Source organism: Microbacterium sp. OVT16B (genome assembly GCF_019969705.1).
Lineage (GTDB): Bacteria > Actinomycetota > Actinomycetes > Actinomycetales > Microbacteriaceae > Microbacterium > Microbacterium natoriense.
The window spans coordinates 1019350-1043852 of the sequence record NZ_JAHXZA010000001.1; the positions used below are offsets into that span (position 1 = coordinate 1019350).

General features: G+C 69.3%; 23 protein-coding genes. 16 read left to right on the forward strand and 7 right to left on the reverse strand.

All coding sequences use genetic code 11. The annotated features are described in order from the left end of the window. Nucleotides 1-14: 14 nt before the first annotated feature. The gene (locus LC438_RS04725) at nucleotides 15-1592 is read right to left on the reverse strand and encodes an AMP-binding protein (protein ID WP_105673665.1); all 1578 of its coding nucleotides are present in this window, start codon (nucleotides 1590-1592) and stop codon (nucleotides 15-17) included. 104 nt (nucleotides 1593-1696) lie between these two features. Next, nucleotides 1697-2917 (reverse strand): PAS domain-containing protein, encoded by a 1221-nt coding sequence (locus LC438_RS04730; protein WP_105673663.1) that lies wholly within the window; start codon nucleotides 2915-2917, stop codon nucleotides 1697-1699. 161 nt (nucleotides 2918-3078) lie between these two features. On the opposite strand from LC438_RS04730, the gene LC438_RS04735 reads away from it, so the two are divergent. From LC438_RS04735 to LC438_RS04770, 8 genes are all read left to right on the forward strand, one after another. After that, nucleotides 3079-4107 carry a tripartite tricarboxylate transporter substrate binding protein gene (locus LC438_RS04735; protein WP_223585988.1) on the forward strand — a complete coding sequence of 343 codons (1029 nt, stop codon included), beginning with the start codon at nucleotides 3079-3081 and terminating at the stop codon, nucleotides 4105-4107. Nucleotide 4108: 1 nt separating this feature from the next. Then, nucleotides 4109-4672, forward strand: a complete 564-nt coding sequence (locus LC438_RS04740) for a tripartite tricarboxylate transporter TctB family protein (RefSeq protein WP_223585989.1) — start codon at nucleotides 4109-4111, stop codon at nucleotides 4670-4672. After that, nucleotides 4672-6219, forward strand: a complete 1548-nt coding sequence (locus tag LC438_RS04745) for a tripartite tricarboxylate transporter permease (protein WP_105673657.1) — start codon at nucleotides 4672-4674, stop codon at nucleotides 6217-6219. The genes LC438_RS04740 and LC438_RS04745 overlap by 1 nt, the downstream gene beginning before the upstream one ends. 123 nt (nucleotides 6220-6342) lie before the next feature. Continuing rightward, nucleotides 6343-7140: a sulfite exporter TauE/SafE family protein gene (locus LC438_RS04750; protein ID WP_105673655.1), complete on the forward strand. Its 798-nt coding sequence runs from the start codon at nucleotides 6343-6345 to the stop codon at nucleotides 7138-7140. Between the two features lie 26 nt (nucleotides 7141-7166). Beyond that, a complete protein-coding gene (locus tag LC438_RS04755) occupies nucleotides 7167-7622 on the forward strand; it encodes a MaoC family dehydratase N-terminal domain-containing protein (RefSeq protein ID WP_105673653.1) in 456 nt (151 codons plus the stop codon). Continuing rightward, nucleotides 7622-8020 (forward strand): MaoC/PaaZ C-terminal domain-containing protein, encoded by a 399-nt coding sequence (locus LC438_RS04760; RefSeq protein ID WP_105673651.1) that lies wholly within the window; start codon nucleotides 7622-7624, stop codon nucleotides 8018-8020. The genes LC438_RS04755 and LC438_RS04760 overlap by 1 nt, the downstream gene beginning before the upstream one ends. Beyond that, nucleotides 8020-9150: a UDP-N-acetylmuramate dehydrogenase gene (locus tag LC438_RS04765; RefSeq protein ID WP_223585990.1), complete on the forward strand. Its 1131-nt coding sequence runs from the start codon at nucleotides 8020-8022 to the stop codon at nucleotides 9148-9150. The genes LC438_RS04760 and LC438_RS04765 overlap by 1 nt, the downstream gene beginning before the upstream one ends. Nucleotides 9151-9182: 32 nt before the next feature. Further along, a complete protein-coding gene (locus tag LC438_RS04770) occupies nucleotides 9183-9584 on the forward strand; it encodes a glyoxalase/bleomycin resistance/extradiol dioxygenase family protein (RefSeq protein WP_105673647.1) in 402 nt (133 codons plus the stop codon). 92 nt (nucleotides 9585-9676) lie between these two features. Here the strand turns inward: LC438_RS04770 and LC438_RS04775 are convergent, their stop codons facing one another. Continuing rightward, nucleotides 9677-10876 (reverse strand): pyridoxal phosphate-dependent aminotransferase, encoded by a 1200-nt coding sequence (locus LC438_RS04775; RefSeq protein WP_223585991.1) that lies wholly within the window; start codon nucleotides 10874-10876, stop codon nucleotides 9677-9679. A gap of 129 nt (nucleotides 10877-11005) precedes the next feature. On the opposite strand from LC438_RS04775, the gene LC438_RS04780 reads away from it, so the two are divergent. The 7 genes from LC438_RS04780 (at nucleotide 11006) to LC438_RS04810 (ending at nucleotide 18765) form a co-directional block, all read left to right on the forward strand. Beyond that, nucleotides 11006-11860: a PaaX family transcriptional regulator C-terminal domain-containing protein gene (locus LC438_RS04780; RefSeq protein WP_223585992.1), complete on the forward strand. Its 855-nt coding sequence runs from the start codon at nucleotides 11006-11008 to the stop codon at nucleotides 11858-11860. A 190-nt stretch (nucleotides 11861-12050) separates the two neighbouring features. Beyond that, a complete protein-coding gene (locus LC438_RS04785; protein ID WP_223585993.1) occupies nucleotides 12051-12491 on the forward strand; it encodes a cupin domain-containing protein in 441 nt (146 codons plus the stop codon). Continuing rightward, nucleotides 12488-13354 (forward strand): acyl-CoA thioesterase II, encoded by an 867-nt coding sequence (locus LC438_RS04790; protein ID WP_223585994.1) that lies wholly within the window; start codon nucleotides 12488-12490, stop codon nucleotides 13352-13354. The genes LC438_RS04785 and LC438_RS04790 overlap by 4 nt, the downstream gene beginning before the upstream one ends. A 35-nt stretch (nucleotides 13355-13389) precedes the next feature. Continuing rightward, nucleotides 13390-15051 (forward strand): AMP-binding protein, encoded by a 1662-nt coding sequence (locus LC438_RS04795; RefSeq protein WP_223585995.1) that lies wholly within the window; start codon nucleotides 13390-13392, stop codon nucleotides 15049-15051. A gap of 1 nt (nucleotide 15052) precedes the next feature. Beyond that, nucleotides 15053-17443, forward strand: coding sequence for a bifunctional salicylyl-CoA 5-hydroxylase/oxidoreductase (locus LC438_RS04800; RefSeq protein ID WP_105673634.1), 2391 nt, complete (start codon nucleotides 15053-15055; stop codon nucleotides 17441-17443). Nucleotides 17444-17533: 90 nt separating this feature from the next. After that, the gene (locus LC438_RS04805; protein ID WP_105673632.1) at nucleotides 17534-17938 is read left to right on the forward strand and encodes a RidA family protein; all 405 of its coding nucleotides are present in this window, start codon (nucleotides 17534-17536) and stop codon (nucleotides 17936-17938) included. Beyond that, nucleotides 17938-18765 carry a fumarylacetoacetate hydrolase family protein gene (locus tag LC438_RS04810; RefSeq protein ID WP_105673630.1) on the forward strand — a complete coding sequence of 276 codons (828 nt, stop codon included), beginning with the start codon at nucleotides 17938-17940 and terminating at the stop codon, nucleotides 18763-18765. The genes LC438_RS04805 and LC438_RS04810 overlap by 1 nt, the downstream gene beginning before the upstream one ends. 91 nt (nucleotides 18766-18856) lie before the next feature. Here the strand turns inward: LC438_RS04810 and ald are convergent, their stop codons facing one another. Next, complete coding sequence (gene ald / locus LC438_RS04815; protein WP_105673628.1) at nucleotides 18857-19948, reverse strand: alanine dehydrogenase; 1092 nt, start codon at nucleotides 19946-19948, stop codon at nucleotides 18857-18859. 121 nt (nucleotides 19949-20069) lie between these two features. On the opposite strand from ald, the gene LC438_RS04820 reads away from it, so the two are divergent. Beyond that, nucleotides 20070-20579 carry an Lrp/AsnC family transcriptional regulator gene (locus tag LC438_RS04820; protein WP_105673625.1) on the forward strand — a complete coding sequence of 170 codons (510 nt, stop codon included), beginning with the start codon at nucleotides 20070-20072 and terminating at the stop codon, nucleotides 20577-20579. Between the two features lie 17 nt (nucleotides 20580-20596). Here the strand turns inward: LC438_RS04820 and LC438_RS04825 are convergent, their stop codons facing one another. The 3 genes from LC438_RS04825 to aceB all read right to left on the reverse strand — a co-directional run bounded on the left by LC438_RS04825 (nucleotide 20597) and on the right by aceB (nucleotide 24407). Next, nucleotides 20597-21028, reverse strand: coding sequence for a hypothetical protein (locus LC438_RS04825; RefSeq protein WP_105673623.1), 432 nt, complete (start codon nucleotides 21026-21028; stop codon nucleotides 20597-20599). A 106-nt stretch (nucleotides 21029-21134) separates the two neighbouring features. Beyond that, entirely contained in the window at nucleotides 21135-22730 is a 1596-nt protein-coding gene (locus LC438_RS04830) for an isocitrate lyase (protein ID WP_105673621.1), read from the reverse strand. 30 nt (nucleotides 22731-22760) lie between these two features. Next, nucleotides 22761-24407, reverse strand: coding sequence for a malate synthase A (aceB, locus tag LC438_RS04835; RefSeq protein WP_105673619.1), 1647 nt, complete (start codon nucleotides 24405-24407; stop codon nucleotides 22761-22763). Nucleotides 24408-24503 lie beyond the last annotated feature (96 nt).

Below are 24503 nucleotides of genomic sequence, written 5' to 3' on the forward strand. Positions count from 1 at the left end.
CTGGGGGACCCGTCTCAGGTGCGGATGCGGAGGTCCTTCCGGAGGATCTTGCCGGACGCGGACTTCGGGATGACGTCGATGAACTCCACCTGGCGCACCTTCTCGTGCGGGGCGACGTGGGAGGCGACATGGGCCATGACGGCATCCGCATCCAGCTCCGCGCCCGGCTGCACGACGACGAACGCCTTCGGCACCTCCTGGCCGTCTTCGTCGAACGCGCCGATGACGGCGGCGTCGGCGATGGACGGATGCTCCAGCAGCACGGCCTCGAGCACGGCAGGGGCGACCTGATAGCCCTTGTACTTGATGAGCTCCTTGAGGCGGTCGACGATCCGGTAAATGCCGTCGTGCGTCACGGTCGCGACGTCTCCGGTGTGCAGCCAGCCGTCGGCATCCAGCATCTCGGCGGTCGCGTCCGGGCGGTTCAGGTAGCCGACCATGACCTGCGGCCCGCGGACCCACAGCTCACCCGGTTCGCTCACGCCCTCGGCGGGGACTTCGACGTCGGCGCCGGACTCCGGGTCGACCAGCCGGGCCTCGGTGTTGGGCACGAGCGGACCGATGCTGGAGCGGTCGATGTCGTCTCGCGTCTCCGAGATGAGGTTCACGGCGGGGCTGGTCTCCGTCATGCCGTAGCCCTGCGTGACCGTGCAGCCCAGTCGAGAGGCGACCGCGGAGGCGAGAGCGCCGTCGAGCGGAGCCGCGCCCGAGAACACCACCTTGATCGAGGACAGGTCGTACTGGTCGACGATCGGATGCTTGGCCAGAGCCACCGCGATGGGAGGGGCCACGAACACCCAGGTCGTGCGGTGCTCGGCGATGATGCGCAGGAACTCGGCGAGGTCGAACCGGGGCATCGTCACGAGTCCGGCGCGCTGATGCAGCGCGAAGTTGAGCAGCACGGTCATGCCGTAGATGTGGAAGAAGGGCAGCACCGCGAGCACACGGTCGGTCTCGTCGACGCCGAGAACGGGCTGGCACTGCGACACGTTGGCGACGAGGTTGCGGTGCGTGAGCATGACGCCCTTGGGTCGACCTGTGGTGCCGGACGAGTAGGGGAGCACCGCGAGGTGCGTCGCGGGGTCGAACGACACCTCGGGGGCCGGATGCCCTTCGCCGAGGAGGGCGGGCAGCGAGGGGTGGCCGTCGGCGCCGTCGAGCACGATCACATGGTCGGCGTCGATGCCCAGCTTCTCCGCGGCCGCCTGGGCGCCGGGCAGCAGGGGCGATACCGTGACGAGCCAGGTGGCACCGGCATCCGTCAGCTGATTCGCGATCTCGTCGGCCGTGTAGAGGGAGTTGATGGTCGTCGCGGTGGCTCCGGCGCGCAGGATGCCGTGGAACACCGTCGCGAAGGCGGGGACGTTCGGGCACAGCACGCCGACGACGGTGCCGACCCCGACCCCGCGGGCGGCGAGGGCGCCGGCGAACAGGTCGATCTGACCGACGAGCTGACGGTACGTCGTCGTCGCTCCGCTCACCCCGTCGACGAGCGCGACCGCGTCCAGCCGAGACTCGTCGAGGCCCCCGAAGAGGAAGTCGTAGATCGAGACCTCGGGGATCTCGACATCGGGGTAGGTACTGCGAACCATGAGATCTCCTTCGATCCGGGTCTGCCGGTGGCGCCGTCTGATGCGATCCAGTGTCGCACATTACGGGACCGAGTCCCAGGGGTCAGGTGTTCTCGTCCCAGGGGTCAGTTGTTCTCGATGGTCCGATACCGCGTGCTCGGACGCCCCTTCGTCGAGTAGTCGAGCGCCCTGACCGCCCTGCCGGAGCTCGCGAGATGCTCCAGATACCGTCGCGCGCTGACGCGGGAGATCTGCAGGGCCTCGCCGATCTCGCTCGCCGACGCGTCGACCCGTGATCCCAGGGCGCCCGCGACGCGATCGAGCGTCTCGGCGCTCAGGCCCTTGGGCAGGCCGAAGCGCTGACGGAAGGCGATGATGGCGTCGGCGGCCTCCACGCGGCGCACGACATCGTGCAGCTCGGTGTGGTCGCGCAGCAGCAGCGTCGCCTCGACGCCGGCGCCGTCGACCTCACCGCCCGTGCTGCGGGCGACGAGCACGTGCGAGCCCACGATCACCGGCCGCCCCGTCGCCTCTCCCTCGCGCAGCACCGTGTACAGCTCGTCCCCGAGCATCTCCGCGGCGTCGGCGCCGTCGAGCTCTTCGGCATCCCTCCCGAGGAACCGTGCGGCGGCGTCGTTGGCCAAGGTGATCCGTCCGGCGCCGTTCACCGAGACGACCCCTTCGCTGAGCCGGTGCAGCGTCGTCTCCTGGTTCTTCACGAGCGCCGCGATCTGGTGGGGCTCCAGACGGTAGATGCGCCGGCGGATGACGGACGTCACCCACGCCGAGCCGAAGACGCCGAGCACGGCGGCCGCGAGCATCGCAGAGATCAGCCAGGCGAGCCCGCCGAGGAAGTCGGCGCTCAGATCCTCCTCCAGGATGCCGACCGACACCGTGCCGATGACCTCGCCGTCGTCGTCGCGGATCGGCACCTTCACCCGCCAGGACGGGCCGAGGGTCCCGGTCTGCGTCCCGACGTAGATCTTGCCGGAGAGGGGGATCGACGGATCGGTCGAGACGGGCTCTCCGATCAGGTCGGGATGCGGGTGGGAGTACCGGATGCCCTCCGCATTGGCCACGACGATGTACGCGAGGTCGGAAGCCTTGCGGATCACCTCCGCGACCGGCTGGATGGTCGCAGAGGGGTCCTCGTCGTCGAAGGCGTCGAGCACGGTGGGCAGCTGCGCGACGGACTGGGCGACGGCCTGCATCCTGTCCTTGTACGACTCCCGCAGCGCGTTCTCCTGGAACGCCCCCGCGATGATGCCCGTGGCCAGGGTCACCAGGAACACGATCAGCGCCTGCAGCGCGAGCAGCTGCATCCGGAGCGTCATCTTCGAGGCCACCGGACCATTCTCCTCGCTGCCCGCGTGCGGGGCGACACGGGGGAGGCGCCGCTCGCGACCAATAGTTTCAGAACCGCGACCAATGGTTTCCGAAGCTTGAGCGGCGGCATCCGTCCTTCGAAGGTGGACGGACAGCACCCGACGCTCAAGGAGGAGCGAAGATGAAGAAGACCCGTATCGGCACCCTGACGGCCCTGGCCGCCGCAGCCACCCTGGCCCTCACCTCGTGCGCCGGAGGTGGCGGCTCGACGGGAACCGGATCGGACGACGCCGGAGCAGACGAGGCCTCGACGATCAGCGACCTGAACATCGTCGTCCCCGCCGACCCCGGCGGAGGGTGGGACCAGACAGGACGCGCCCTGTCGCAGCTGCTCACGGAGGAGAAGGTCGTGAGCTCCGCGCCCGTCACCAACGTCGGCGGCGCCGGCGGCACGGTCGGTCTCGCCCAGCTCGCGAACGAGAAGGACGCGAACACCCTGATGGTCATGGGGCTCGTCATGGTCGGCGCGGTGGAGACCAACGCCTCCGCCGTCCGCATCGAGGACATGACCCCGATCGCCCGCCTCACCGACGAGCCGCTGGTCGTCGTCGTGCCGGCGGACTCGAAGTACGACACCCTCGAGGACCTCGTGGAGGACGTCGTCGACAACGGGCAGGGAGTGACCATCACGGGCGGCTCGGCCGGCGGCGCGGACCACATCCTCGCGGGGCTCATGCTCGAAGAAGCGGGGCTCGACGGCTCCGAGATCGCGCAGAAGCTCAACTACACGCCCAACTCCGGCGGCGGCGAGGCGACCTCGCTGATCCTCGGAGGCAAGGTCTCCGCTGGCATCTCCGGTGTCGGCGAGTTCCTGCAGCACATCGATGCAGGCACCATGAAGGCGCTCGCCGTGTCGTCGGAGGAGCCGGTCGAGCAGCTTCCCGACGTGCCGACCATCACGGATGCCGGCTACGACGTCGTGCTCACGAACTGGCGCGGCGTGATCGCCCCCGGAGGCATCTCCGACGGCGACAGGGACGAGCTCGTGCGCATCGTCACCGAGCTGCACGACTCGCAGGCGTGGACGGATGAGCTGGAGACGAGGGGCTGGGCCGACGCCTTCCTCACTGGCGCCGAGTTCGACGACTTCCTCACCGGCAACATCACGGAGGTCACCGCGACGCTGAAGAACATCGGGCTGGTGCAGTGACATGACCCCCTCCGGTTCTCTGGGGACGGGAGGGGACGCCGTGCGGGCGGGCGAGAGCCCGTCCGCACGATCGTCGTCGCTCCCCGTCGGCGAGCTGGTGTTCGCCGTGCTCATGGTCGGACTCGGCGTGTGCGCCGTCGCCGGCGTCTTCGCCATCCACGTGCCCCTCGGTGCGACCGTGGGCCCGAGGGTCTTCCCGATCTTCGTGTCGGCGATCCTGCTGGCCTCGGCCGTCGCGGTGCTCGTCGGCGTGCTCCGCGGCAAGCGGGGCGCCGCCGAGGAGGGCGAGGACATCGACACCAGCCTCCCGACCGACTGGCTCACCCTCGCCAAGCTCGCCGGCCTGATCGTGGCACACCTGCTGCTGATCGAACCGCTGGGCTGGGCTCCGGCCGCCGCCGTCCTGTTCGGCGGCGTCGCGTGGTCTCTCGGGGCGAAGAAGTGGTGGATGGCGTTCCTTGTCGGCATCCTCCTCGCGCTCGTCGTGCAGATCGTGTTCGGCGGACTCCTCGGGCTCTCGCTGCCGTGGGGCCCCGCTCTCGGCTGGCTCGGAAGGATGTTCTGATGGACAGCTGGTCCCTGCTCATGGAGGGGTTCGCGACCGCGTTGCAGCCCCAGTACCTCGTCTTCGCCTTCTTCGGCGTGTTCATCGGCACCGCCGTCGGCGTCCTGCCCGGCATCGGTCCGGCCATGACGGTCGCGCTGCTGCTGCCGCTCACGTACACCCTCGACCCGGCCGCCGCGCTGATCACGTTCGCTGGCATCTACTACGGCGGCATGTACGGAGGGTCGACGACGAGCATCCTGCTCAACACCCCGGGGGAGTCGGCCTCGATCGTCACGGCGATCGAGGGCAACAAGATGGCGAAGCTCGGACGAGGGGCTGCCGCGCTCGCCACGGCCGCACTCGGGTCCTTCGTCGCCGGCACGCTGGCGACGGTCGGGCTCACCCTGCTGGCCCCGGTGCTCGCGCAGTTCGCCGTGAACCTCGGGCCGTCCGACTACGTCGCTCTCATCGTGATCGCCTTCGTCACGGTCGGTGCGCTGATCGGCAGCTCGATCTCCCGCGGGATGCTGTCGCTCGGCGTCGGCCTGTTCCTCGGGCTCGTCGGCACCGATCTGCTCTCCGGACAGCAGCGCTACACGCTGGGGCTGCTGCCGCTGTCGGACGGCGTCGACATCGTGCTGGTCGCGGTCGGGCTGTTCGCGGTGGGGGAGACGCTGTACATCGCGGCGCGGCTGCGGCACGGCGGCGTGGAGGTCATCCCCGTCGCCAGAGGATGGCGCAGCTGGATGACCAAGGAGGACTGGCGCCGGTCGTGGAAGCCGTGGCTGCGGGGCACGGCCATCGGTTTCCCGATCGGCACGATCCCCGCCGGCGGTGCGGACGTCGCGACCTTCCTGTCCTACGCGACCGAGCGCAAGCTCTCGCGGCACCGGAACGAGTTCGGCCGGGGGGCGATCGAGGGCGTCGCGGGGCCGGAGTCGGCGAACAACGCGGCGGCGGCCGGCGTCCTCGTGCCGCTGCTGACGCTGGGACTGCCGACGACGGCGACCGCGGCCATCATCCTCACCGCCTTCCAGTCCTACGGGCTCCAGCCGGGACCGCTGCTGTTCCAGAGCCAGTCGAGCCTGGTGTGGGCGCTGATCGCGAGCCTGTACATCGGCAACGTGATCCTGATCGTGCTGAACCTGCCGCTCGTGGGCATGTGGGTGAAGCTGCTCCAGATCCCGCGGCCGTACCTCTACGCCGGCATCCTGCTGTTCGCCGTGTTCGGGGCGTACGCGCTGCACTACTCGCCCGTCGACATCCTCATCCTGCTCGTGGTGGGCGTGCTCGGCTACTTCATGCGGCGCTTCGGCTACCCGGTCGCCCCGCTCGTCGTCGGCATGATCCTGGGGCCGATGGGAGAAGAGCAGCTGCGCAAGGCGCTGCAGCTGAGCCAGGGCGATCTCACGACGCTCGTCGCGCAGCCCTTCGCGGCGATCGCGTACGGCGTGCTGGCGCTGCTGATCATCGGCGGGCTGTGGCTGCGGCGTCGGCAGCAGCGCTATGAGCAGGCGCTCACCGAGTCGATTGCCGTGCCGGTCAGAGCCGATTCGGAGATCTGACCGCCCAGGATGCCGCGTCCCTCCCTCGCCGATGCGCGATGCGCGTTGCACGGGAGAGACGCGGCGTCCGTCCGGCGCAGGGGCGGCGTCGGACGGAGCAGGGCCCGAGAGTAGGCTGGAACGGTGAACGACGTCCTGGCCCCGAACCGAGGGCCTCGCGCCTACGCATCCTTCATCGGCATCGGCCTCGTCGCCGGGCTCCTGTCCGGCCTCTTCGGCGTCGGCGGCGGCACCGTGATCGTGCCCCTGCTCGTGCTGCTGCTGCACTTCAATCAGCGGCTCGCCGCGGGGACGTCCCTGGCGGCCATCATCCCGACCGCGACCGTCGGCGTGATCTCCTATGCCGTGCACGACTCGGTGGCCTGGATTCCCGCGATCATCCTCGCGGCCGGATCCGTCGTCGGCGCGCAGATCGGCACGAGGCTGCTCCCGAAGATCTCGCAGACGGTGCTGCGGTGGGCCTTCGTCTCCTTCCTCATCGTCGTGATCGTGACGCTGTTCCTCGTGATCCCCTCCAGGGATGCCGTCTTCGACCTGAACTGGCTCAGCGGCGTCTCGCTCGTCGCCCTCGGCGTCGCGACCGGCATCATCGCCGGCCTCATCGGCGTCGGCGGCGGGGTGATCGTGGTGCCGGCGATGATGATCGCCTTCGGCACCAGCGACCTCGTGGCCAAGGGCACCTCGCTGCTGATGATGATCCCCACCGCGATCTCCGGGACGATCGGCAATCTCCGCAATCGCAACGTCGACCTCGTCGCGGCGGGCCTGGTCGGCGTCTCGGCCTGCACGACGACCGCGCTCGGCGCCTGGCTGGCGACCCTGATCGACCCGCTGACGGCCAACATCCTGTTCGCCGCCTACCTCGTCGTGATCGCAGCGCAGATGGCGCTCAAGGCGATCCGGGGTCGCAAGAAGAGCTGAGCACCCCCGAGAAGTAGGATCGAAGGGTGGCAGTGAATCAAGAACTCGTCGGACGGGACTTCCCGCCGACCACCCCGTACCTCGTCGGCCGTGAGAAGATCCGCGAGTTCGCGCGCGCCGTCTTCGCGGATGCTCCGCAGCACACCGATGTCGAGGCCGCGCGCGCCGCGGGCTTCGCCGACGTCGTCGCGCCGCCGACCTTCGCGATGGTCGTGCAGGATCACACGCTGCAGCAGCTGCTGAACCAGACCGACTCCGGCATCGTGCTCGCCCGCACGATCCACGCCGAGCAGCGCTTCACCTACTCGCGTCCGATCGTGGCCGGAGACGAGCTCACGGGCCAGTTGCGCGTGACCGGCATCCGCATGATGGGCGGCAACGCCATGATCACGAGCGAGGCCGAGATCACGGATGCCGATGGCGCCCACGTCGTGACCGCCACCAGCATGCTGCTCGTGGGGTCGGAAGAAGGAGCCGAGTGATGTCGTTCACCGTCGGAGACGTGATCGCCGAGCGCACCGTGCACCTGACCCGCGAGTCGCTCGTGCGGTACGCCGGAGCGTCAGGGGACTTCAACCCCATCCACTACCGCGACGACGTCGCCGCGGCCGTCGGCCTCCCCGGAGTGCTCGCGCACGGCATGCTCACGATGGGTGTGGCCTCCTCCGTCGTGGTCGCCGCCCTCGACCCCGCTGCGCGCATCCTCGATTACGGCGTGCGCTTCACGAAGCCCGTCGTCGTCGACCCGCAGGACGGCGCCGATGTGCACGTGCTGGCCACGGTCGGCGCTGTCGACGACGAGGCCGCGCGCATCGACCTGAAGGTCACGTTCGGCGAGACGACCGTGCTGGTCAAGGCGCAGCTGCGCGTCGCGATCTGATGCGCGAGGTCGAGCCGATCCGCCTGTCCGCCCTCACCACGCTGCACACGGGCGCCGCCCCGGAGCGGATGCTGGAGGCGTCGACAGCCGACGAACTCGTCGAGGCGCTCCGCGACGTGTGGTCCCGAGGAGACGACTGGTTCGTCCTCGGAGGCGGGTCGAACCTCTTCGTCGGAGACGCGCCGTTCGAGGGCACGGTCATCCGCATCCTCACGCAGGGCATCGAGGAGCTCCCGTCGCCGCACGCCGGGCGCATCCGCCTCCGCGCCCAGGCCGGTCATGCGTGGGACGACCTCGTCGCCTACGCGGTCGAGCGCGGCTACGCGGGGCTGGAGGCCATGAGCGGCATCCCCGGCACCGTCGGCGCCGCCCCCGTGCAGAACATCGGGGCGTACGGCCAGGAGGTGCAGGAGACGCTGGTCGAGGTGGAGCTGCTCGACGAGCACGCCGACGAGATCCTCACGGTCCCGGCCTCCGAGCTCGGCCTCGGATTCCGCACCTCGGTGTTCAAGCACCACTACGGCAGCGAACCCCACCGCAGGGCGGTCATCCTGTCGATCACGGTCGACCTGCTCGTGGCGGGGGAGCGCGTCGTGCGGGGCGAGCAGCTGCGTCGGGCGCTCGCGCTCGAGGGCGACGAGCCGGTGCCGTTGCGCTGGGTGCGCGAGCGCATCCTCGCGACCCGCGCCTCGAAGGGCATGCTGCTCGACGAGGACGACCCCGACACGCACGGAGTCGGCTCCTTCTTCCAGAACGCGATCGTGCCGGAGAGCGTCGCCCGTGCGCTCCCGCCGGAGTGCCCTCGCTGGCCCGTCTCGCCCGACCTCGACGCCGTGACCGTGATCCCGCTGGCCTCCTACGACGGGCTGGTCCCGCCGTCGAAGCCGGAGCGCGCGGAGGTCAAGGTGAGCGCCGCGTGGCTGATCGAGCAGGCCGGCATCCGCAAGGGATTCAAGCTGCCGCGGTCGCGGGCGTCCGTGTCGACCAAGCACGCCCTCGCCCTCACCAACCGCGGTGGGGCGACCGCCGCTGAGGTCTCGGAGCTCGCCCGCTTCATCCAGAGCCGCGTGCACTCCGAGTTCGGTCTCGTGCTGCAGCCTGAGCCGGTGCTCGTCGGCGTCGAGCTCTGACGAGCGTCGGTGCGTCGACGTACACTCGCGGGATGAGCGGACTGATTCCCTACCTCCTGTTCCCCGGCAACGCGGCGGAGGCGCTGGCCCACTATCAGGCGGTGTTCGGCGGCGAGCTGCAGATGTTCGACTACGCGACGGCGGGGCGCCACGACGGCCCGCCCGACGCCGTCGCTCACGGTCAGCTCTCCGGTCTCGTCGAACTGGCCGGAGCCGACGCGGGGGCCGATGACGACGCGGTGCAGATGGGCGGCATGTTCCTGTCGCTGCTCGGCACCGCGGATGCCGTCACGCTGACGCGCTGGTACGACGAGCTCGCCGCCGGCGGACGCGTCATCGATGCGCTGCAGAAGCGCCCGTGGGGCGACTGGGACGGCACGCTCGTCGACCGCTACGGCATCCGCTGGCTCATCGGATACCACCCCGAGGACTGAGCGGCCCGGCATCCCGACCCGCTGAACGACGACGCCCCTCCGGTCCACGTGGACCGGAGGGGCGTCGCGTTGCCGGGGAAGACCCCGCCGGCTCAGGAGAACAGGCGCTGGAGGCGCTGCACGCCCTCGAGGAGCTGGTCGTCGCCCAGGGCGTACGACATGCGGATGTAGCCCGACGGGCCGAACGCCTCGCCGGGGACGACGGCGACCTCGGCCTGCTCGAGGATGAGGTCGGCGAGCTCGAGGGAGGTGGTCGGCGTCACGCCGCCCCACGCGCGGCCGAGGAGGCCCTGCACGTCGGGGTACACGTAGAACGCGCCGAGCGGGTTCGGCACGATGAGGCCTTCGATCCTCGACAGCTCCGAGACGATGAGCTGACGGCGGCGGTCGAACGCCTCGCGCATCTTCTCGGCCTCGGTCTGCGGGCCGTTGAGGGCGGCGATCGCGGCCTTCTGGGCGACGTTGTTCACGTTGCTCGACAGGTGCGACTGCAGGTTGCCCGCGATCTTGATGGCGTCGGAGGGGCCGACCATCCAGCCCACGCGCCAGCCGGTCATGGCGTAGGTCTTCGCCACGCCGTTGACGAGGATGGTCTGGTTCGCGGCCTCGGGCACGGCCTCGACGATCGAGGTGGCCTTGACGCCCTCGTACGTGAGGTTCTGGTAGATCTCGTCGGAGATGATCCAGATGCCGTGCTCGACGGCCCATTCGCCGATCGCCTTCGTCTCCTCCGCGGTGTAGACGGACCCGGTGGGGTTCGACGGGGAGACGAACACGAGCGCGGTGGTGCGCTCGGTGCGCGCGGCCTCGAGCTGCTCGACCGTGACCTTGTAGTCCTGGTCGGCGCCGGCGAAGACCTCGACGGGCGTGCCGTCGGCGAGGCGGATCGCCTCGGGGTACGTGGTCCAGTACGGCGCGGGCAGCAGCACCTCGTCGCCGGGGTTCACGACGGCCTGGAACGCCTGATAGACCGACTGCTTGCCGCCGTTGGTCACGATGATCTGACTGGGCGAGACCTCGAGCCCGGAGTCGCGCAGCGTCTTCGCGGCGATCGCCTCGCGCAGCGCCGGAAGGCCGGCCGCCGGCGTGTAGCGGTAGCTCGCGGGGTCGGCCAGGGCCTCGGCCGCGGCATCCACGATGAACTGCGGCGTCGCGAAGTCGGGCTCGCCGGCGGCATACGAGATGACGGGCTTGCCCTCGGCCTTCAGAGCCTTGGCCTTGGCGTCGACCTTGAGGGTCGCGGACTCGGCGATGGCGGACAGCTTGCGAGAGAGAGGTGCGCGTTCGGTCACGGTAAAAGCGTACCCGTGCGAGCGTGGGGGATGAGCGGTCGGATCGCACCAAGAACCGCAGTTCTTTCGCTGCAGCTATCCCGAACGGGCGACGAGTCCGGAGACGCGGAGCCGCTAGGCTCCTTCGACATGAGCGCAGATCTCCCGGCCGTCCGCGCCGACGATGCGGATGACGCCGCCGGCATCCCCGGCGCGGCCGTCAGGCCTCAGCACCTCATCGTCACCGTCTTCGGGCGGTACGTGCGTGCACATGGCGGCGTCATCCAGATCGCCGACCTCATCGAGATGATGGCCGCGCTGGGGGCTGATTCCTCCGCAGTGCGCTCGGCGGTCTCGAGACTCAAGCAGCGCGGCGTCCTCGTGAGCATGCGCTCGGGCGGCGGAGCCGCCTACCGGTTGGCCGACTCGCTCGAAGGTGTGTTCTCGGCCGGAGACCGCCGCATCTTCGAGGAGCGCAGGGCGCAGCCGTCCGATCCGTGGCTTCTCGCGTCGTTCAGCGTGCCGGAGCGGGAGCGGCCGCTGCGGCATCAGTTGCGCCGTCTGCTGCAGCGGCTCGGATTCGGGCAGGTGAACGGCGGGCTCTGGATCGCCCCTGGGCTCATCGCCGACGAGACCCGCATGGCGCTGCGCAGGGCGGGACTGGACGGTTTCGTGGAGCTGTTCCTCGGCGACCGCCTGTCCGAAGACGACCTCGTGCTCGCCGTGCGACGGTGGTGGGACCTCCCCGCGCTCGAGCCGTTGTATCGCGACTTCGTCGAGGGCTTCAGCGGTGTGCTCGCCGAGAAGCTCACCGACGGCGAAGCCTTCGCGGCCCACGTGGGCGCGATCACCCGCTGGCGACGGCTCACCTATCTCGATCCCGGCATTCCCCTCGAACTGCTTCCCGACGGGTGGTCCGGTGTCGAGGCCGAACGGCTCTTCGCTGAGCTGCATCGCCGCCTGGAGCCCGCAGCGGAGCGCTTCGTCACCGCTGTGATGAGCTGAACGAACCTCGGGAGGACCCCGGACGCCGATCACGGCATCCGGGGTCCTCTTCGTTCGCTGTCACTCCGAAACCCTCACATATTGCACTTGTGTGACGATAGTCACGTATGTGACACTTCTTCCATCGGGTTCTTCGGGCCTGTTCGCGGCGCGGATGCCGCGCCCCTCAGACACGAGCGAAGGAGCTTTCATGAGTGAGAACGAACTGCGCTGGGACCGCGTGCCGCAGGTCACCCGGAGCGGTGAGGAGGACACGCACACCATGTCGTCCGGCGGATGCGTCCGCGTCTCGGGGGTGGGCCCCCAGCACACCGAGGCCACGAAGATCTGGTTCGGCAAGGTCTCCAACGAGCCCGGCTATCGCTCCCTCCCGCATCATCACGGCGAAGCCGAGACCGGCGGGTACGTGCTGCGGGGCACTGCAAGGATCTATTTCGGCGATGGCTACCGCGAGTACCTCGACATGACGGCGGGGGACTGGGTCTTCGTGCCTCCTTACATGCCCCACGTCGAGGCGAACATGTCGATCACGGAGGAGCTCGTCTGGCTTACCACTCGAACGCCCGACAACATCGTCGTCAATCTCGACGAGGTCGACGACTCGACGCTCGAGGGGTTCCGCCGCGCATGAACTCCTCTGCCGCGTTCCACCGCGCGATCGCCCTCACCGAGACGGCACCCGAGCACGCCGATCGCGCGTTCGAGGCGCAGCCGCAGCCGGTGCCCTGGCCCAAGGCCTACGGAGGCGACACTGTCGCGCAGAGCGTGGCGGCGGCACTCCGCACCGTGGACGACGACCGTCTGCTGCACTCGGTGCACAGTTCCTTCCTCCGCGGCGTCGATGTCTCGGAGCCGGTGCGGTACGAGGTGGAGCTCATCCGCGACGGCCGCGGATTCTCGACTCGGCACGTCCGCGGCCATCAGCACGGCAAGCTCGCCTTCCTGTCCACCGCCTCGTTCCACGTGCCGGAGGAGTTCCCCGAACACGGTCCCGCACTGCCCGAGGTGCCGTCGCCCGAGGAGCTGCGCTCTTCGGAAGAGGCGCTCGCGGGTCTCGACGGTCCTGACATCGAGTACTGGTCGCACGGACGGAGCTTCGACATCAGGCACGTGCCCGGACCGGTGTACGTCGAGATCGAGGGTGAACGGGTCCCCCACCAGGCCGTCTGGGTGCGCTCCTTCGAGAAGCTCGAGGACGACCCCCGCACGCACCAGCTCGCGATCGCCTACGTGTGCGACTACACGATCCTCGAACCGGTGCTGCGAGTGCTCGGGCTGCCGTGGCGCGCGGAAGGCCTCGTCACCGCGAGCCTCGACCACGCCATGTGGTTCCACGCCCCCGCCCGCGCAGACGAGTGGCTGCTCTACGTGCAGGAGAGCGCCGGCATCGCCGACGGGCGCGGTCTCGGTCTCGGCCGGTTCCACACCGTGGACGGACGGCTCGTGGCCACCGTCGCCCAGGAGGGGATGATCCGCCCGGGTCGTCCGCTCTGAATCCTCAGACCTCTCAACCACCGAAGGGACCAGCAATGGAGCTCTCCCCCTCAGCGCACGTCGACACCTTCACTCGCGACTCGCTGCCTGCGGCCGAACTGTGGCCGATTCTCGAGTTCACCATCCCCGATGTCCAGTATCCGAAACGTCTCAACGCCGCCGCCGAGCTGATCGACCGGGCGGTCGCGCAGCACGGCGCGCGGAGGCCGGCGATCCTCCTCGCAGACGGCGCCTCGTGGAGCTACGGGGATCTGCAGCTCCGAGCGAATCAGTTCGCCCAGGTGCTCACCGAGGATTGCGGCCTCGTGCCGGGCAACAGGGTGATGCTGCGCATGCTCAACGGCCCCTGGACGGTCGCCTGCTGGCTGGGCGCTCTCAAGGCCGGTATGGTCGTCGTCACCACGATGGTGGCCTGGCGGGCACAGGAGGTCGGCAACGTCGCGGAGCGCGTCTCGCCGCGGATCGCGATCGTCGACCACCGCGGCCTCGCCGACGCGGAGGAGGCCTTCGCCGCTCTGGGCGCGCCGCCGACCGTGCTCGTCGCTGGCGGGGAGCGCGACGAGCTCGCTGCGGCGTGCGACGCCAAGCGCGGAGAGTTCGCGGCGGTCGACACCGCCGCCGACGACGTCGCGCTGCTCGGCGCGACCAGCGGCACCACCGGTGTGCCGAAGGTCACGATGCACTTCCATCGCGACATCCTCGCCAACGCCGATACCTTCGCCCGCCACGTGCTGCACCTCGGCGCCGACGACGTGAGCGCGAGCACGGCTCCCCTCGCGTTCACCTTCGGTCTTGGCGGCAATGTCGTCTTCCCGCTCCGCACCGGAGGTGCCATGGTGCTCATCGAGCGCGCGACCCCGCTGGAACTCGCGAAGCTCATCCGTCCGCTCGGCATCACCGTGCTGTACACGGCGCCCACCGGGTATCGCGGCATCATCAAGGCGGGTCTCGCCGACGAGCTCGGCCGCCTCCGCATCGGCGTCGCGGCGGGAGAGCACCTCACACGTTCGACGTTCGAGGCCGTGGAGCAGGCGAGTGGTCTGCGTCTCGTCAACGGCATCGGCGCCACGGAGATGCTGCACGTGTTCATCTCGGCGTCCGGCGACGATATCCGTCCCGGTGCCACCGGCCGGGTCGTTCCCGGCTACCGCGCAGCGATCTTCGATGAGAACGGGCGCGAGCTCGGCGCAGGCGAGTCGGGACGCCTCGGCGTGATCGGCCCCACCGGATGCCGCTACCTCGACGATGAGCGCCAGAGCGTGTACGTGCACGATGGGTGGAACATCACCGGAGACACCTTCGTCAGAGACGAGGACGGGTACTTCACCTACCAGGCGCGCAACGACTCGATGATCGTGACGGCCGGGTACAACGTGGGCGCCCCAGAGGTCGAGGAGGCCGTGCTCGCCCACCCGGACGTGCTGGAGTGCGCCGTGGTCGGTCGGCCGGACGTCGACCGAGGCATGATCGTCGCAGCGTTCGTCGTCCCCCGTGAGGGCCTCGCAGGTTCGGATGCCCTCACCGCGAGCATCCTCGAACACGTCAGAGCGCGACTGGCGATCTACAAGTGCCCCCGCCGCGTCGACTACCTCACCGAGCTGCCCCGCAACCCCAGCGGCAAGGTGCAGCATTTCGTCCTGCGCGAGAGGGCGGCTCTCGATGCCGCCATCGCGCAACCTCTCACCCAAGGAGCCTGATATGCGCGTCGCCGTCATCGGCGGAGGTCCCGGAGGCCTCTACTTCGCCGCACTCATGAAGCAGCTGGATCCCGCGCACGAGGTCACCGTGTGGGAGCGCAACGCCCCGGACGACACCTTCGGGTTCGGCGTCGTGTTCAGCGATGAGACCCTCGGGGGGATCGAGAACGCCGACCCTGTGATCGCCGCGCGTATGGGTGCGCAGTTCGCCCGCTGGACCGATATCGACATCCTTTTCCGCGGGACGACGCACACGATCGGCGGACAGGGCTTCGCCGCGATGGGGCGCAAGGAGCTGCTGCAGCTGCTGCAGCAGCGCTGCCTGGAACTCGGCGTCCAGATCCTGTTCCGCACCGAGGCTCCGGATGCATCCGAGCTCATGGCGGAGTACGACCTCGTGCTCGCCGCGGACGGGGTGAACTCCCGCGTGCGCGCGCAGTTCGCCGATCGCTTCGGCCCCGACCTCGACAGGAGGGTGTCGAAGTACATGTGGCTGGGCACCGATCGCGTGTTCGAGGCGTTCACCTTCGCCGTGCTGCACACTCCGCACGGCATCATGCAACTGCACGGTTACCCGTACTCCGATCAGGGCAGCACCTTCCTCATCGAGATGCACGAGGACGTATGGCGCGAGGCAGGATTCGACGCTACCGAGCAGGAGCTGTTCCCGCCCGGCGTGAGCGACGAGTACGCGGTGGAGAAGATCCGCGGCCTCTTCGCCGACGTGCTGGACGGCCACGAGGTGCTCACCAACAACTCGAAGTGGCTGAACTTCACGACGGTGCGCAATGAGCACTGGCACCATGAGAACCTCGTCATCCTCGGGGATGCCGCCCACACCGCGCATTTCTCCATCGGCTCCGGAACGAAGCTCGCGATGGAGGACGCGCTCGCGCTCGCCGCGTGCCTGCACGAGCAGCCGTCGATCGAGGCGGCGCTCACCGCCTACGAGACCGAGCGGCGCCCCGTCGTCGCCTCCACGCAGCGGGCGGCGCAGGCCTCGCTCGAGTGGTTCGAGCGCATCGGACAGTACGCGGATCAGGAGCCGCTGCAGTTCTCGTTCAACCTTCTGACGCGCAGCCGCCGCATCACGCTCGACAACCTCGCCGTACGCGATCCGGAGTTCGCGCGTGACATCGTGCGCGGGGCTCCGCTCGTCTCGCGCGACGCCGACGAGCCGGCGATGTTCCGGCCTCACCGCATCGGCCGGCTGGAACTGAAGAATCGCGTGATCGTGTCGCCGATGGACATGTACTCCTCGGTCGAAGGTGTGCCGGGCGACTTCCACCTCGTGCACCTCGGTGGCAAGGCCATGGGAGGCGCGGGTCTCGTGATGACCGAGATGGTGTGCGTCTCCTCGGAGGGACGCATCACGCCCGGTTGCGCGGGACTCTACGCCGACGAGCAGACGGATGCCTGGCGCCGGATCGTGTCGTACGTGCACGCTCGGTCGACCGCGAAGATCGGCGTGCAGATCGGCCATGCCGGACGTAAGGGCTCGACCAAGCTCATGTGGGAGGGCATCGATCAGCCTCTCGACGAGGGCAACTGGACGACTATGGCCCCGTCGGCTCTCGCCTACGGGCCGGTGAACCAGGTACCGGAGCAGATCGACCGTGCGACCATGACGCTCGTGCGGGAGGAGTTCGTCGCCGCGACCCGTCGGGCAGCCGACGCCGGCTTCGATCTCGCCGAGCTGCACGCGGCGCACGGCTACCTCATCTCGTCCTTTCTCTCTCCCGTCTCCAATACGAGGGACGACGAGTACGGGGGCTCGCTGGAGAACCGGCTCCGCTACCCGCTCGAGATCTTCGACGCGATGCGAGCGGCGTGGCCCGCCGAGCGCCCCCTCGCTGTCCGGCTCTCCGCGGAGGACTGGATCGACGGCGGGAACACGGTCGACGACGCGGTCGAGATCGCGCGCGCGTTCATCGCACACGGCGCTCACGCGATCGATGTGTCGTCGGGCCAGATCGCCGCTCACGAGCGCCCGCAGTTCGGCCGCAGCTACCAGACCCCGTTCGCCGATGCGATCCGCAACCGTGTGGCGGCCGGAGCGGGTGTCTCCGTCATCGCGGTCGGCGCGGTGTCGAGTCACGATGACGTCAACTCGATCCTGCTCGCGGGACGAGCCGATCTCGTCGCGCTCGGCCGCACGCACCTGTGGGACCCGCAGTGGACTCTGCATGCCGCAGCCGACCAGGGGTACCGCGGCGAGGGCGCCGACTGGGTCGCCCCGTACCGTGCCGGGGCGCGCAAGCCCCCGACCGCGCGGACCGACGCCGTGCGCCCGCGTCTCTCGTTCGTGCGCGACACGTCGAGCGCCGACGAGGCTGTCGCACATCGTCGCTGGACACCCCGGCAGGCGGATGCGCCGGCCCTCGCCCGCTGACCGTGCCGCACGCCGCGGACTCCTCGGCATCCATCAACCTGCATCCGCACCGACACGACACGATCCGCACCGACCATAAGGAGGCCGCACATGCCGCGGCAGATCATCAACCCTGACTCGCTGGTGAAGCCGAGTGGCTTCGCGCACGGCGTCCGCGCCGGGGACTTCGTCTTTCTCGGCGGGCAGACCGCCATGGATGCCGAGGGGCGGATCGTACCCGGCGGCATCGTCGAGCAGTTCGTACAGGCGTTCTCGAACGTGCTGACGACGCTCGAGGCCGCAGGCGGACGTCCGAGCGACCTCGTCGACGCCACCATCTACCTCGTGGACGTCGACGACTACCAGCGCAACGGCCGTGAGATCGGACGGCTCTGGCGGGAGATGGCCGGCACCGAGTACCCCGCGATGGCGGGGATCGGGGTCACCAGGCTCTGGCAGCCCGAGGCGCTCATCGAGATCCAGGGCGTCGCCCACCTCGCAGCCGAGGAGGAGTGATGCGGCTCGCCACCGTGCGCCGCGGCGGCCGCACGCGAGCTGCGGTCGGAGACGACGCCGGCTGGGTGGTGTTGGAGGAGGACGACGTGCAGAACCTCATCGCCGCGCCCGACTGGCGCGAGCGGGCGGAAGCGGTGCTCCGGCATCCGGCCCGCACCGCCCTTGGCGATGAGGTCTTCGCGAATCCCGTGCCTCGCCCGGCGAAGATCTTCTGCTGCGGACTCAACTACCGCGACCACATCCTCGAGACCGGGCGGGACGTGCCCGAGTTCCCGACGATCTTCGCGAAGTTCGCCGACACCCTCACGGGGCCCGCCGATGAGATCCTCGTGCACGACACGGTGAAGCTCGACTGGGAGGCGGAGCTGGCCGTCGTAGTCGGCGCCGAGGTGCGCCGGGTGGACCGGGAGCATGCGCGCCTCGCCATCTTGGGGTACACGGTGTCGAATGACATCTCGATGAGGGACTGGCAGCAGCGCACCCTGCAGTGGCTGCAGGGCAAGGCCTTCGATGCCACGACGCCGATCGGGCCGTGGATCGTCACGGCCGACGAACTGGAGCCCCGCGAGGGGCTGCGCATCACGTGCACTGTGAATGACGAGGTGGTGCAGGACGGAGACACCGCCGAACTCGTGTTCGACGCGGCTGACCTCGTGGCCTACGTGTCGCAGCTCACCGTGCTCCGCCCCGGTGACATCATTCTCACCGGCACGCCGGGAGGTGTGGCACTGGGCATGGCTGAACCCAGATGGCTGCGCGACGGCGATCTGGTGACGACGTCAGTCGAGGGCATCGGCGCTCTTCGCAACACGGTGCGATTCGAATAGCGCCAGGTCGGGAGCGCGGGGTCGTGCGGGCGACGAGAAAGGGCCGGGGAGTCTGCTCCCCGGCCCTTTCTCGTGGTGCTGTGCGACGGTCTCAGGCCGGGAGGCCGTGCGCCTGGGCGACCGCGTCGAGCGCGATGCGCCCGCCCTGGACGTTCAGCCCCTTGGCGAGGGCGGCGTCGTCGGATGCCGCGCGGTCCCAGCCCTTGCCGGCGATCGCCGACACGTAGGGGAGGGTCGCGTTGGTGAGGGCGCGCGTCGCGGTCTCGGGCACGGCGCCCGGCATGTTCGCGACGCAGTAGTAGATCGAGTCGTGCACCGCGAAGGTCGGGTCGTCGTGCGTCGTCGGGCGCGAGCCCTCGAAGCATCCGCCCTGGTCGATCGCGATGTCCACGAGCACGGAGCCGGGCTTCATGGCGGCGACCATGTCGTCGGTGACGAGCTTGGGTGCCGCGGCGCCGGGGATCAGCACCGAGCCGATCACGAGGTCGGCCGTGGCGAGCTCCTCCGCGATGTCGTAGCGGTTCGAGGCCCGGGTCTCCAGAGCCCCGCCGTAGCGGTGCTCCAGCTCCCGCAGACGCGGCAGGGAGATGTCGATCACGGTGACCTTCGAGCCGAGGCCGAGGGCGTTGGCCGCGGCGTGCTCACCGGCGACGCCGCCGCCGATCACGACCGTCTTCGCACGCGGCGTGCCGGCGATGCCGCCGAGCAGCATGCCGCGGCCGCCGTTCGAGCGCAGCAGGGAGTACGACCCCATGGTGACGGAGAGCCGACCGGCGATCTCGCTCATGGGCACGAGCAGCGGCAGGCTGCGATCGGGCAGCTGCACCGTCTCGTAGGCGACCGCGGTGGTGCCGGCATCGACGAGCGCCGTGGTGAGCGCGCGGTCGGCGGCCAGGTGCAGGTACGTGAAGAGGGTGAGGTCGGGGCGCAGGAAGCCGTACTCCTGGGCGATGGGCTCCTTGACCTTGATGAGCAGATCGGCCTGGGTCCAGGCCTCCTCCGCGGTCGCGACGATCTCGGCACCGGCGAGGCGGTACGCCTCGTCGGAGATGCGCGAGCCGAGGCCCGCACCGGACTGCACGATGACGCGGTGCCCCTCGCGGACCAGGCGGTCGGCGCCGGCCGGGGTGAGCGCGACGCGGCTCTCGTTGTTCTTGACCTCAGTGGGCACGGCGATCTTCATCGATCGGATCCTTCCGGGTGGCGGCTGTTTCTGCGTCCACCAGAATCGCAGAAACATCGGCGTTCAGAAAGATTTCCTGAAGACTATTCGACAGGTGCCCCGATCCTGAATAATCATTCGGATGGAGACCTCTTCCGCGGCCCCGCAGCCGAACACTCTGCGAGCCCCCGCCCTCGACCCCGTCGACACGCAGATCGTCCGGCTGCTGGCGGCCGACGGGCGCATGACCAACGCCGAGCTCGCCGTCAAGCTGGGAGTCGCCCCGTCGACCGCGCACGCCAGACTGCGATCCCTGCTCGACAGAGGGGTGATCACCGGCTTCCATGCGAGCGTGGACGAGCGGATGCTGGGCGCTGGTCTCCAGGCGATCATCGGCGTGACGCTGCGCCCGAGCGGGCGGCGGGAGAGCATCGTGGAGTTCGCCGAGAGGGTGCGCGTGCTGCCCCAGGTGATCCAGCTGTTCTTCCTCGGCGGCGACGACGACTTCCTCCTGCACATCGCGGTCGCGGACTCCTCGGAGATGCGCGAGTTCGTGCTGGAGCATCTCTCGGCGCAGTCCAGCGTCGCCTCCACGCGGACGAGCATCGTGTTCGACTACCACCGGAACTCGGTCGCCGCCTCGTTCCGCTGAGGCGGAGCCCGCGGGCGTCAGGCGCCGTAGGAGGCGGGCGCCGCGCAGTAGTCGGCGAAGCGGCGGAACGGATGCCGCGGATCGGTCACCTCGACGAGGGCGTCCGCCACCGTGTGCGGGGGCTCGTCTCCGGCGAGCTGCCAGAGCGCGTAGTTCCACATGCCGCGTGCCGCCTCGCTCAGCAGAGCGCCGGGGCCCGACACGATCAGCACCCGCGGAGACCGCTCGGCGCGGAACGGGGCGACGACGTCCGCGCGGAGCTGCGCAGGGTCCACCTCGTCGAAGTGGGTGCGCACGACATCCTGGCCGGCCGCGCGCAGCGCATCGGCGAGCTCGTCCGCCGCGGCTCGCGAGCGCTCGGCATCCGCTCCCGCCACCGCGAGCAGGCGCGTGCCGCGGGGGTAGAGGTGCAGGAACTCGCCGGCGATGCCGGTCCACACGTCGCTCATCGCTCCAGGCTACGCCCGCCCGCCCCCGGCACGGCGATGCCCCTCACCGGATCGCGGTGAGGGGCATCGTCCTCGGGGCATCCGGATCTGTCGTCCGGACTGGTCGTCAGTTGAACTGGTTCATCGTGTTGTGCTGACCGCCGGCCTTGAGCGCGGCGTCCCCGGCGAAGTACTCCTTGTGGTTGTCGCCGAGGTCGGAGCCCGCCATGTTCTGGTGCTTGACCGTGGCGATCCCGCCGCGGATCTCGCGGCGCTGCACGCCCTTGACGTAGGCGAGCATCCCCTCGTCGCCGAAGTAGCCCTTCGCGAGGTCATCGGTCGACAGCGCGGCCGTGTGGTACGTCGGGAGCGTGATGAGGTGGTGGAAGATCCCCGCGCGGGCGGAGCCGTCGCGCTGGAACGAACGGATCTTCTCGTCGGCCAGCCGCGCGAGCTCGGTGTCGTCGTACTCGACGCTCATGAGCTTGTCGCGATCGTACGCCGACACGTCGCCGCCCTGCTCCGCGAGCAGGTCGTACGCCTGCTGGCGGAAGCTCAGCGTCCAGTTGAACGACGGGCTGTTGTTGTAGACGAGCTTCGCGTTCGGGATGACCTCGCGGATCGCGTCGACCATGCCCGCGATCTGCTCGACGTGCGGCTTCTCCGTCTCGATCCACAGCAGGTCGGCGCCGTTCTGCAGCGACGTGATGCAGTCGAGCACGACGCGCTCCTCGCCGGTGCCGGTGCGGAACTGGTACAGGTTGCTCGCGAGACGCTTCGGGCGCAGCAGCGCGTCGCCGCGCTTGATGACCACGTCGCCGTTGCCCAGATCGGCCTCGGAGATCTCCTCGACGTCGAGGAAGGAGTTGTACTGATCGCCGAGGTCGCCGGGCTCCTGCGAGACAGCGAGCTTCTGGGTGAGCCCCGCGCCGAGCGAGTCGGTGCGGGCGACGATGATGCCGTTGTCGATGCCGAGCTCGAGGAACGCGTAGCGGACCGCGTTGATCTTCGCGAGGAAGTCCTCGTGCGGCACGGTGACCTTGCCGTCCTGGTGGCCGCACTGCTTCTCGTCGGAGACCTGATTCTCGATCTGGATGGCGCACGCGCCCGCCTCGATCATCTTCTTCGCGAGCAGGTACGTCGCCTCGGGGTTGCCGAAGCCGGCGTCGATGTCGGCGATGATCGGGACGACGTGGGTCTCGTAGTCGTCGATCTGCGACTGGATGAACTCCGCCGCGGTCTCGTCGCCGGCGGCACGGGCGGCGTCGAGCTGGGTGAAGAGCAGGTCGAGCTCGCGGGCGTCGGCCTGGCGGAGGAACGTGTACAGCTCCTCGATCAGAGCGGGCACCGCGGTCTTCTCGTGCATCGACTGGTCGGGCAGCGGCCCGAACTCGGAGCGGAGCGCGGCGACCATCCATCCGGAGAGGTAGAGGTAGCGCTTGTTCGTCGACTTCAGGTGCTTCTTGATCGAGATGAGCTTCTGCTGCCCGATGAACCCGTGCCACACGCCGAGCGACTGCGTGTACACCGAGGAGTCCGCGTCGTACTCGTCCATGTCGCGGCGCATGATGTCGGCGGTGTACTGCGCGATCTCGAGCCCGGTGCGGAACCTGTTCTGCGCGCGCATCCGTGCGGCGGACTCCGGGTCGATGGCGTTCCAGGGGGAGCCGTGCTCCTCCTTCAGCGCCCGGATGGCGTCGATGTCGTCCTGGTACTGAGTCATGTCAAGTCCTTCGTGGTGGTGATGAGCGGGTCAGTTGTTCTCGATGAGGTAGCGCGAGTAGGCGCCCAGGGTGAGGAAGGTGGGGAACTCCTCGTGCAGCGCGACCTCCCGGAAGACGTCGGCGGCGTCGTCGAAGCGGTCTCCCGCCGACCGCGTGGCCTGGGCGAGGATCTCCCGGATCAGGCCCTCGACGTACTCCGCGGTGATCGCGGTGCCGTCCTCGGTGGTGCGGTCCTGGTGGATCCACTGCCACACCTGCGAGCGGCTGATCTCGGCGGTCGCCGCGTCCTCCATCAGGTTGTCGATGGCGACGGCGCCCTGCCCGCGGAGCCAGGCCTCGAGGTAGCGGATGGCCACCGAGACGTTGTCGCGCACGCCCTGCGCCGTGATCGGGCGCCCGATGTGCAGGTCGAGCAGGTCGGATGCCGAGACCGACACGTCCTCGCGGAGACGGTCGACCTGGTTCGGCCGGTCGCCGAGCACGGCGTCGAACTCGGCCTGCGCGGTGGCGATCAGGTCGGGGTGCGCCACCCAGGTGCCGTCGAAGCCGTCCGCGGCCTCGCGCTTCTTGTCGGCCGACACCTTCTCGATCGCCCGTGCGGTGACCTCGGGGTCGCGACGGTTGGGGATGAAGGCGCTCATGCCGCCGATCGCGTATGCGCCGCGCTTGTGGCACGTCTGCACGAGCAGTTCGGTGTAGGCCCGCATGAAGGGCACCGTCATGGTGACCTCGCTGCGGTCGGGGAGCACGAACCGGGCGCCGCGGCCGCGGTAGTTCTTGATGATGGAGAAGATGTAGTCCCAGCGACCGGCGTTGAGGCCGGCGCAGTGGTCGCGCAGCTCGTACAGGATCTCGTCCATCTCGAACGCCGCGGGCAGCGTCTCGATGAGCACGGTCGCGCGGATCGTGCCGTGCGGGATCCCGATGTACTCCTCGCTGAAGCTGAAGATGTCGTCCCACAGCTTCGCCTCCTCGCTCGACTCGAGCTTGGCGATGTAGAAGTACGGGCCGCGGCCCGACTCGATCAGAGCCAGCGCGTTGTGCACGAAGTAGAGGCCGAAGTCGACCAACGAGCCGGATGCCGACATCCGCCGACCTGCGCGGTCGGTGAACTCGATGTGCTTCTCGGTGAGGTGCCAGCCCCGAGGGCGCATCACGATCGTGGGCGTCCGCTCGGCGGTCACGCGGTACTCCTTGCCCTCGGGGGAGGTGAAGGAGAGCTCGCCGCGGATCGCGTCGCGCAGGGACAGCTGGCCCTCGATGACGTTCTTCCAGGTGGGGCTCGTGGCGTCCTCCTGGTCGGCCAGCCAGACCCGGGCGCCCGAGTTCAGGGCGTTGATGGTCATCTTCGGGTCGGTGGGGCCGGTGATCTCGACGCGGCGGTCCTCGAGGCCGGGTCCGGGGCCGGCGACGCGCCAGTCGGCGTCCTCGCGGATGTGCGCGGTCTCCTCGCGGAACCGCGGGTCGTGGCCGTTGCCGATCTCGAAGCGGCGGCGCATCCGGTCGGCGAGCCGGTCGTGGCGACGGCCGCCGAAGCGGTGGTGCAGCTCGGTGAGGAAGGCGAGCGCATCCGGAGTGAGGATCTCGTCGTAGCGATCGCGGATGGGACCCGCGACCGTGATCGCCGGACCCTGCTGCGCCGTCTGGATCGGCGCGGTGACGGTGGGAGTGCTCATGATCAGAAGTCCTTTCTTCGAACGATCCGGCTGCGATGCCGTCTGGCTTGAGACCACTCTGTGTGAAGTTCATGACCCGAACTCGCCAAATCCGTA

Excerpts from the sequence above, each read along its gene's own strand:
- LC438_RS04810 (WP_105673630.1), top strand. The coding sequence starts at position 17,938 with ATGCGGCTCGCCACCGTGCGCCGCGGCGGCCGCACGCGAGCTGCGGTC.
- LC438_RS04825 (WP_105673623.1), bottom strand. The coding sequence starts at position 21,028 with ATGAGCGACGTGTGGACCGGCATCGCCGGCGAGTTCCTGCACCTCTAC.
- LC438_RS04745 (WP_105673657.1), top strand. The coding sequence starts at position 4,672 with ATGGACAGCTGGTCCCTGCTCATGGAGGGGTTCGCGACCGCGTTGCAG.
- LC438_RS04790 (WP_223585994.1), top strand. The coding sequence starts at position 12,488 with ATGAACTCCTCTGCCGCGTTCCACCGCGCGATCGCCCTCACCGAGACG.
- LC438_RS04805 (WP_105673632.1), top strand. The coding sequence starts at position 17,534 with ATGCCGCGGCAGATCATCAACCCTGACTCGCTGGTGAAGCCGAGTGGC.
- LC438_RS04800 (WP_105673634.1), top strand. The coding sequence starts at position 15,053 with ATGCGCGTCGCCGTCATCGGCGGAGGTCCCGGAGGCCTCTACTTCGCC.
- LC438_RS04780 (WP_223585992.1), top strand. The coding sequence starts at position 11,006 with ATGAGCGCAGATCTCCCGGCCGTCCGCGCCGACGATGCGGATGACGCC.
- LC438_RS04795 (WP_223585995.1), top strand. The coding sequence starts at position 13,390 with ATGGAGCTCTCCCCCTCAGCGCACGTCGACACCTTCACTCGCGACTCG.
- LC438_RS04760 (WP_105673651.1), top strand. The coding sequence starts at position 7,622 with ATGTCGTTCACCGTCGGAGACGTGATCGCCGAGCGCACCGTGCACCTG.
- LC438_RS04785 (WP_223585993.1), top strand. The coding sequence starts at position 12,051 with ATGAGTGAGAACGAACTGCGCTGGGACCGCGTGCCGCAGGTCACCCGG.
- LC438_RS04830 (WP_105673621.1), bottom strand. The coding sequence starts at position 22,730 with ATGACTCAGTACCAGGACGACATCGACGCCATCCGGGCGCTGAAGGAG.
- aceB (WP_105673619.1), bottom strand. The coding sequence starts at position 24,407 with ATGAGCACTCCCACCGTCACCGCGCCGATCCAGACGGCGCAGCAGGGT.
- LC438_RS04735 (WP_223585988.1), top strand. The coding sequence starts at position 3,079 with ATGAAGAAGACCCGTATCGGCACCCTGACGGCCCTGGCCGCCGCAGCC.
- LC438_RS04740 (WP_223585989.1), top strand. The coding sequence starts at position 4,109 with ATGACCCCCTCCGGTTCTCTGGGGACGGGAGGGGACGCCGTGCGGGCG.
- LC438_RS04770 (WP_105673647.1), top strand. The coding sequence starts at position 9,183 with ATGAGCGGACTGATTCCCTACCTCCTGTTCCCCGGCAACGCGGCGGAG.
- LC438_RS04765 (WP_223585990.1), top strand. The coding sequence starts at position 8,020 with ATGCGCGAGGTCGAGCCGATCCGCCTGTCCGCCCTCACCACGCTGCAC.
- LC438_RS04820 (WP_105673625.1), top strand. The coding sequence starts at position 20,070 with ATGGAGACCTCTTCCGCGGCCCCGCAGCCGAACACTCTGCGAGCCCCC.
- ald (WP_105673628.1), bottom strand. The coding sequence starts at position 19,948 with ATGAAGATCGCCGTGCCCACTGAGGTCAAGAACAACGAGAGCCGCGTC.
- LC438_RS04725 (WP_105673665.1), bottom strand. The coding sequence starts at position 1,592 with ATGGTTCGCAGTACCTACCCCGATGTCGAGATCCCCGAGGTCTCGATC.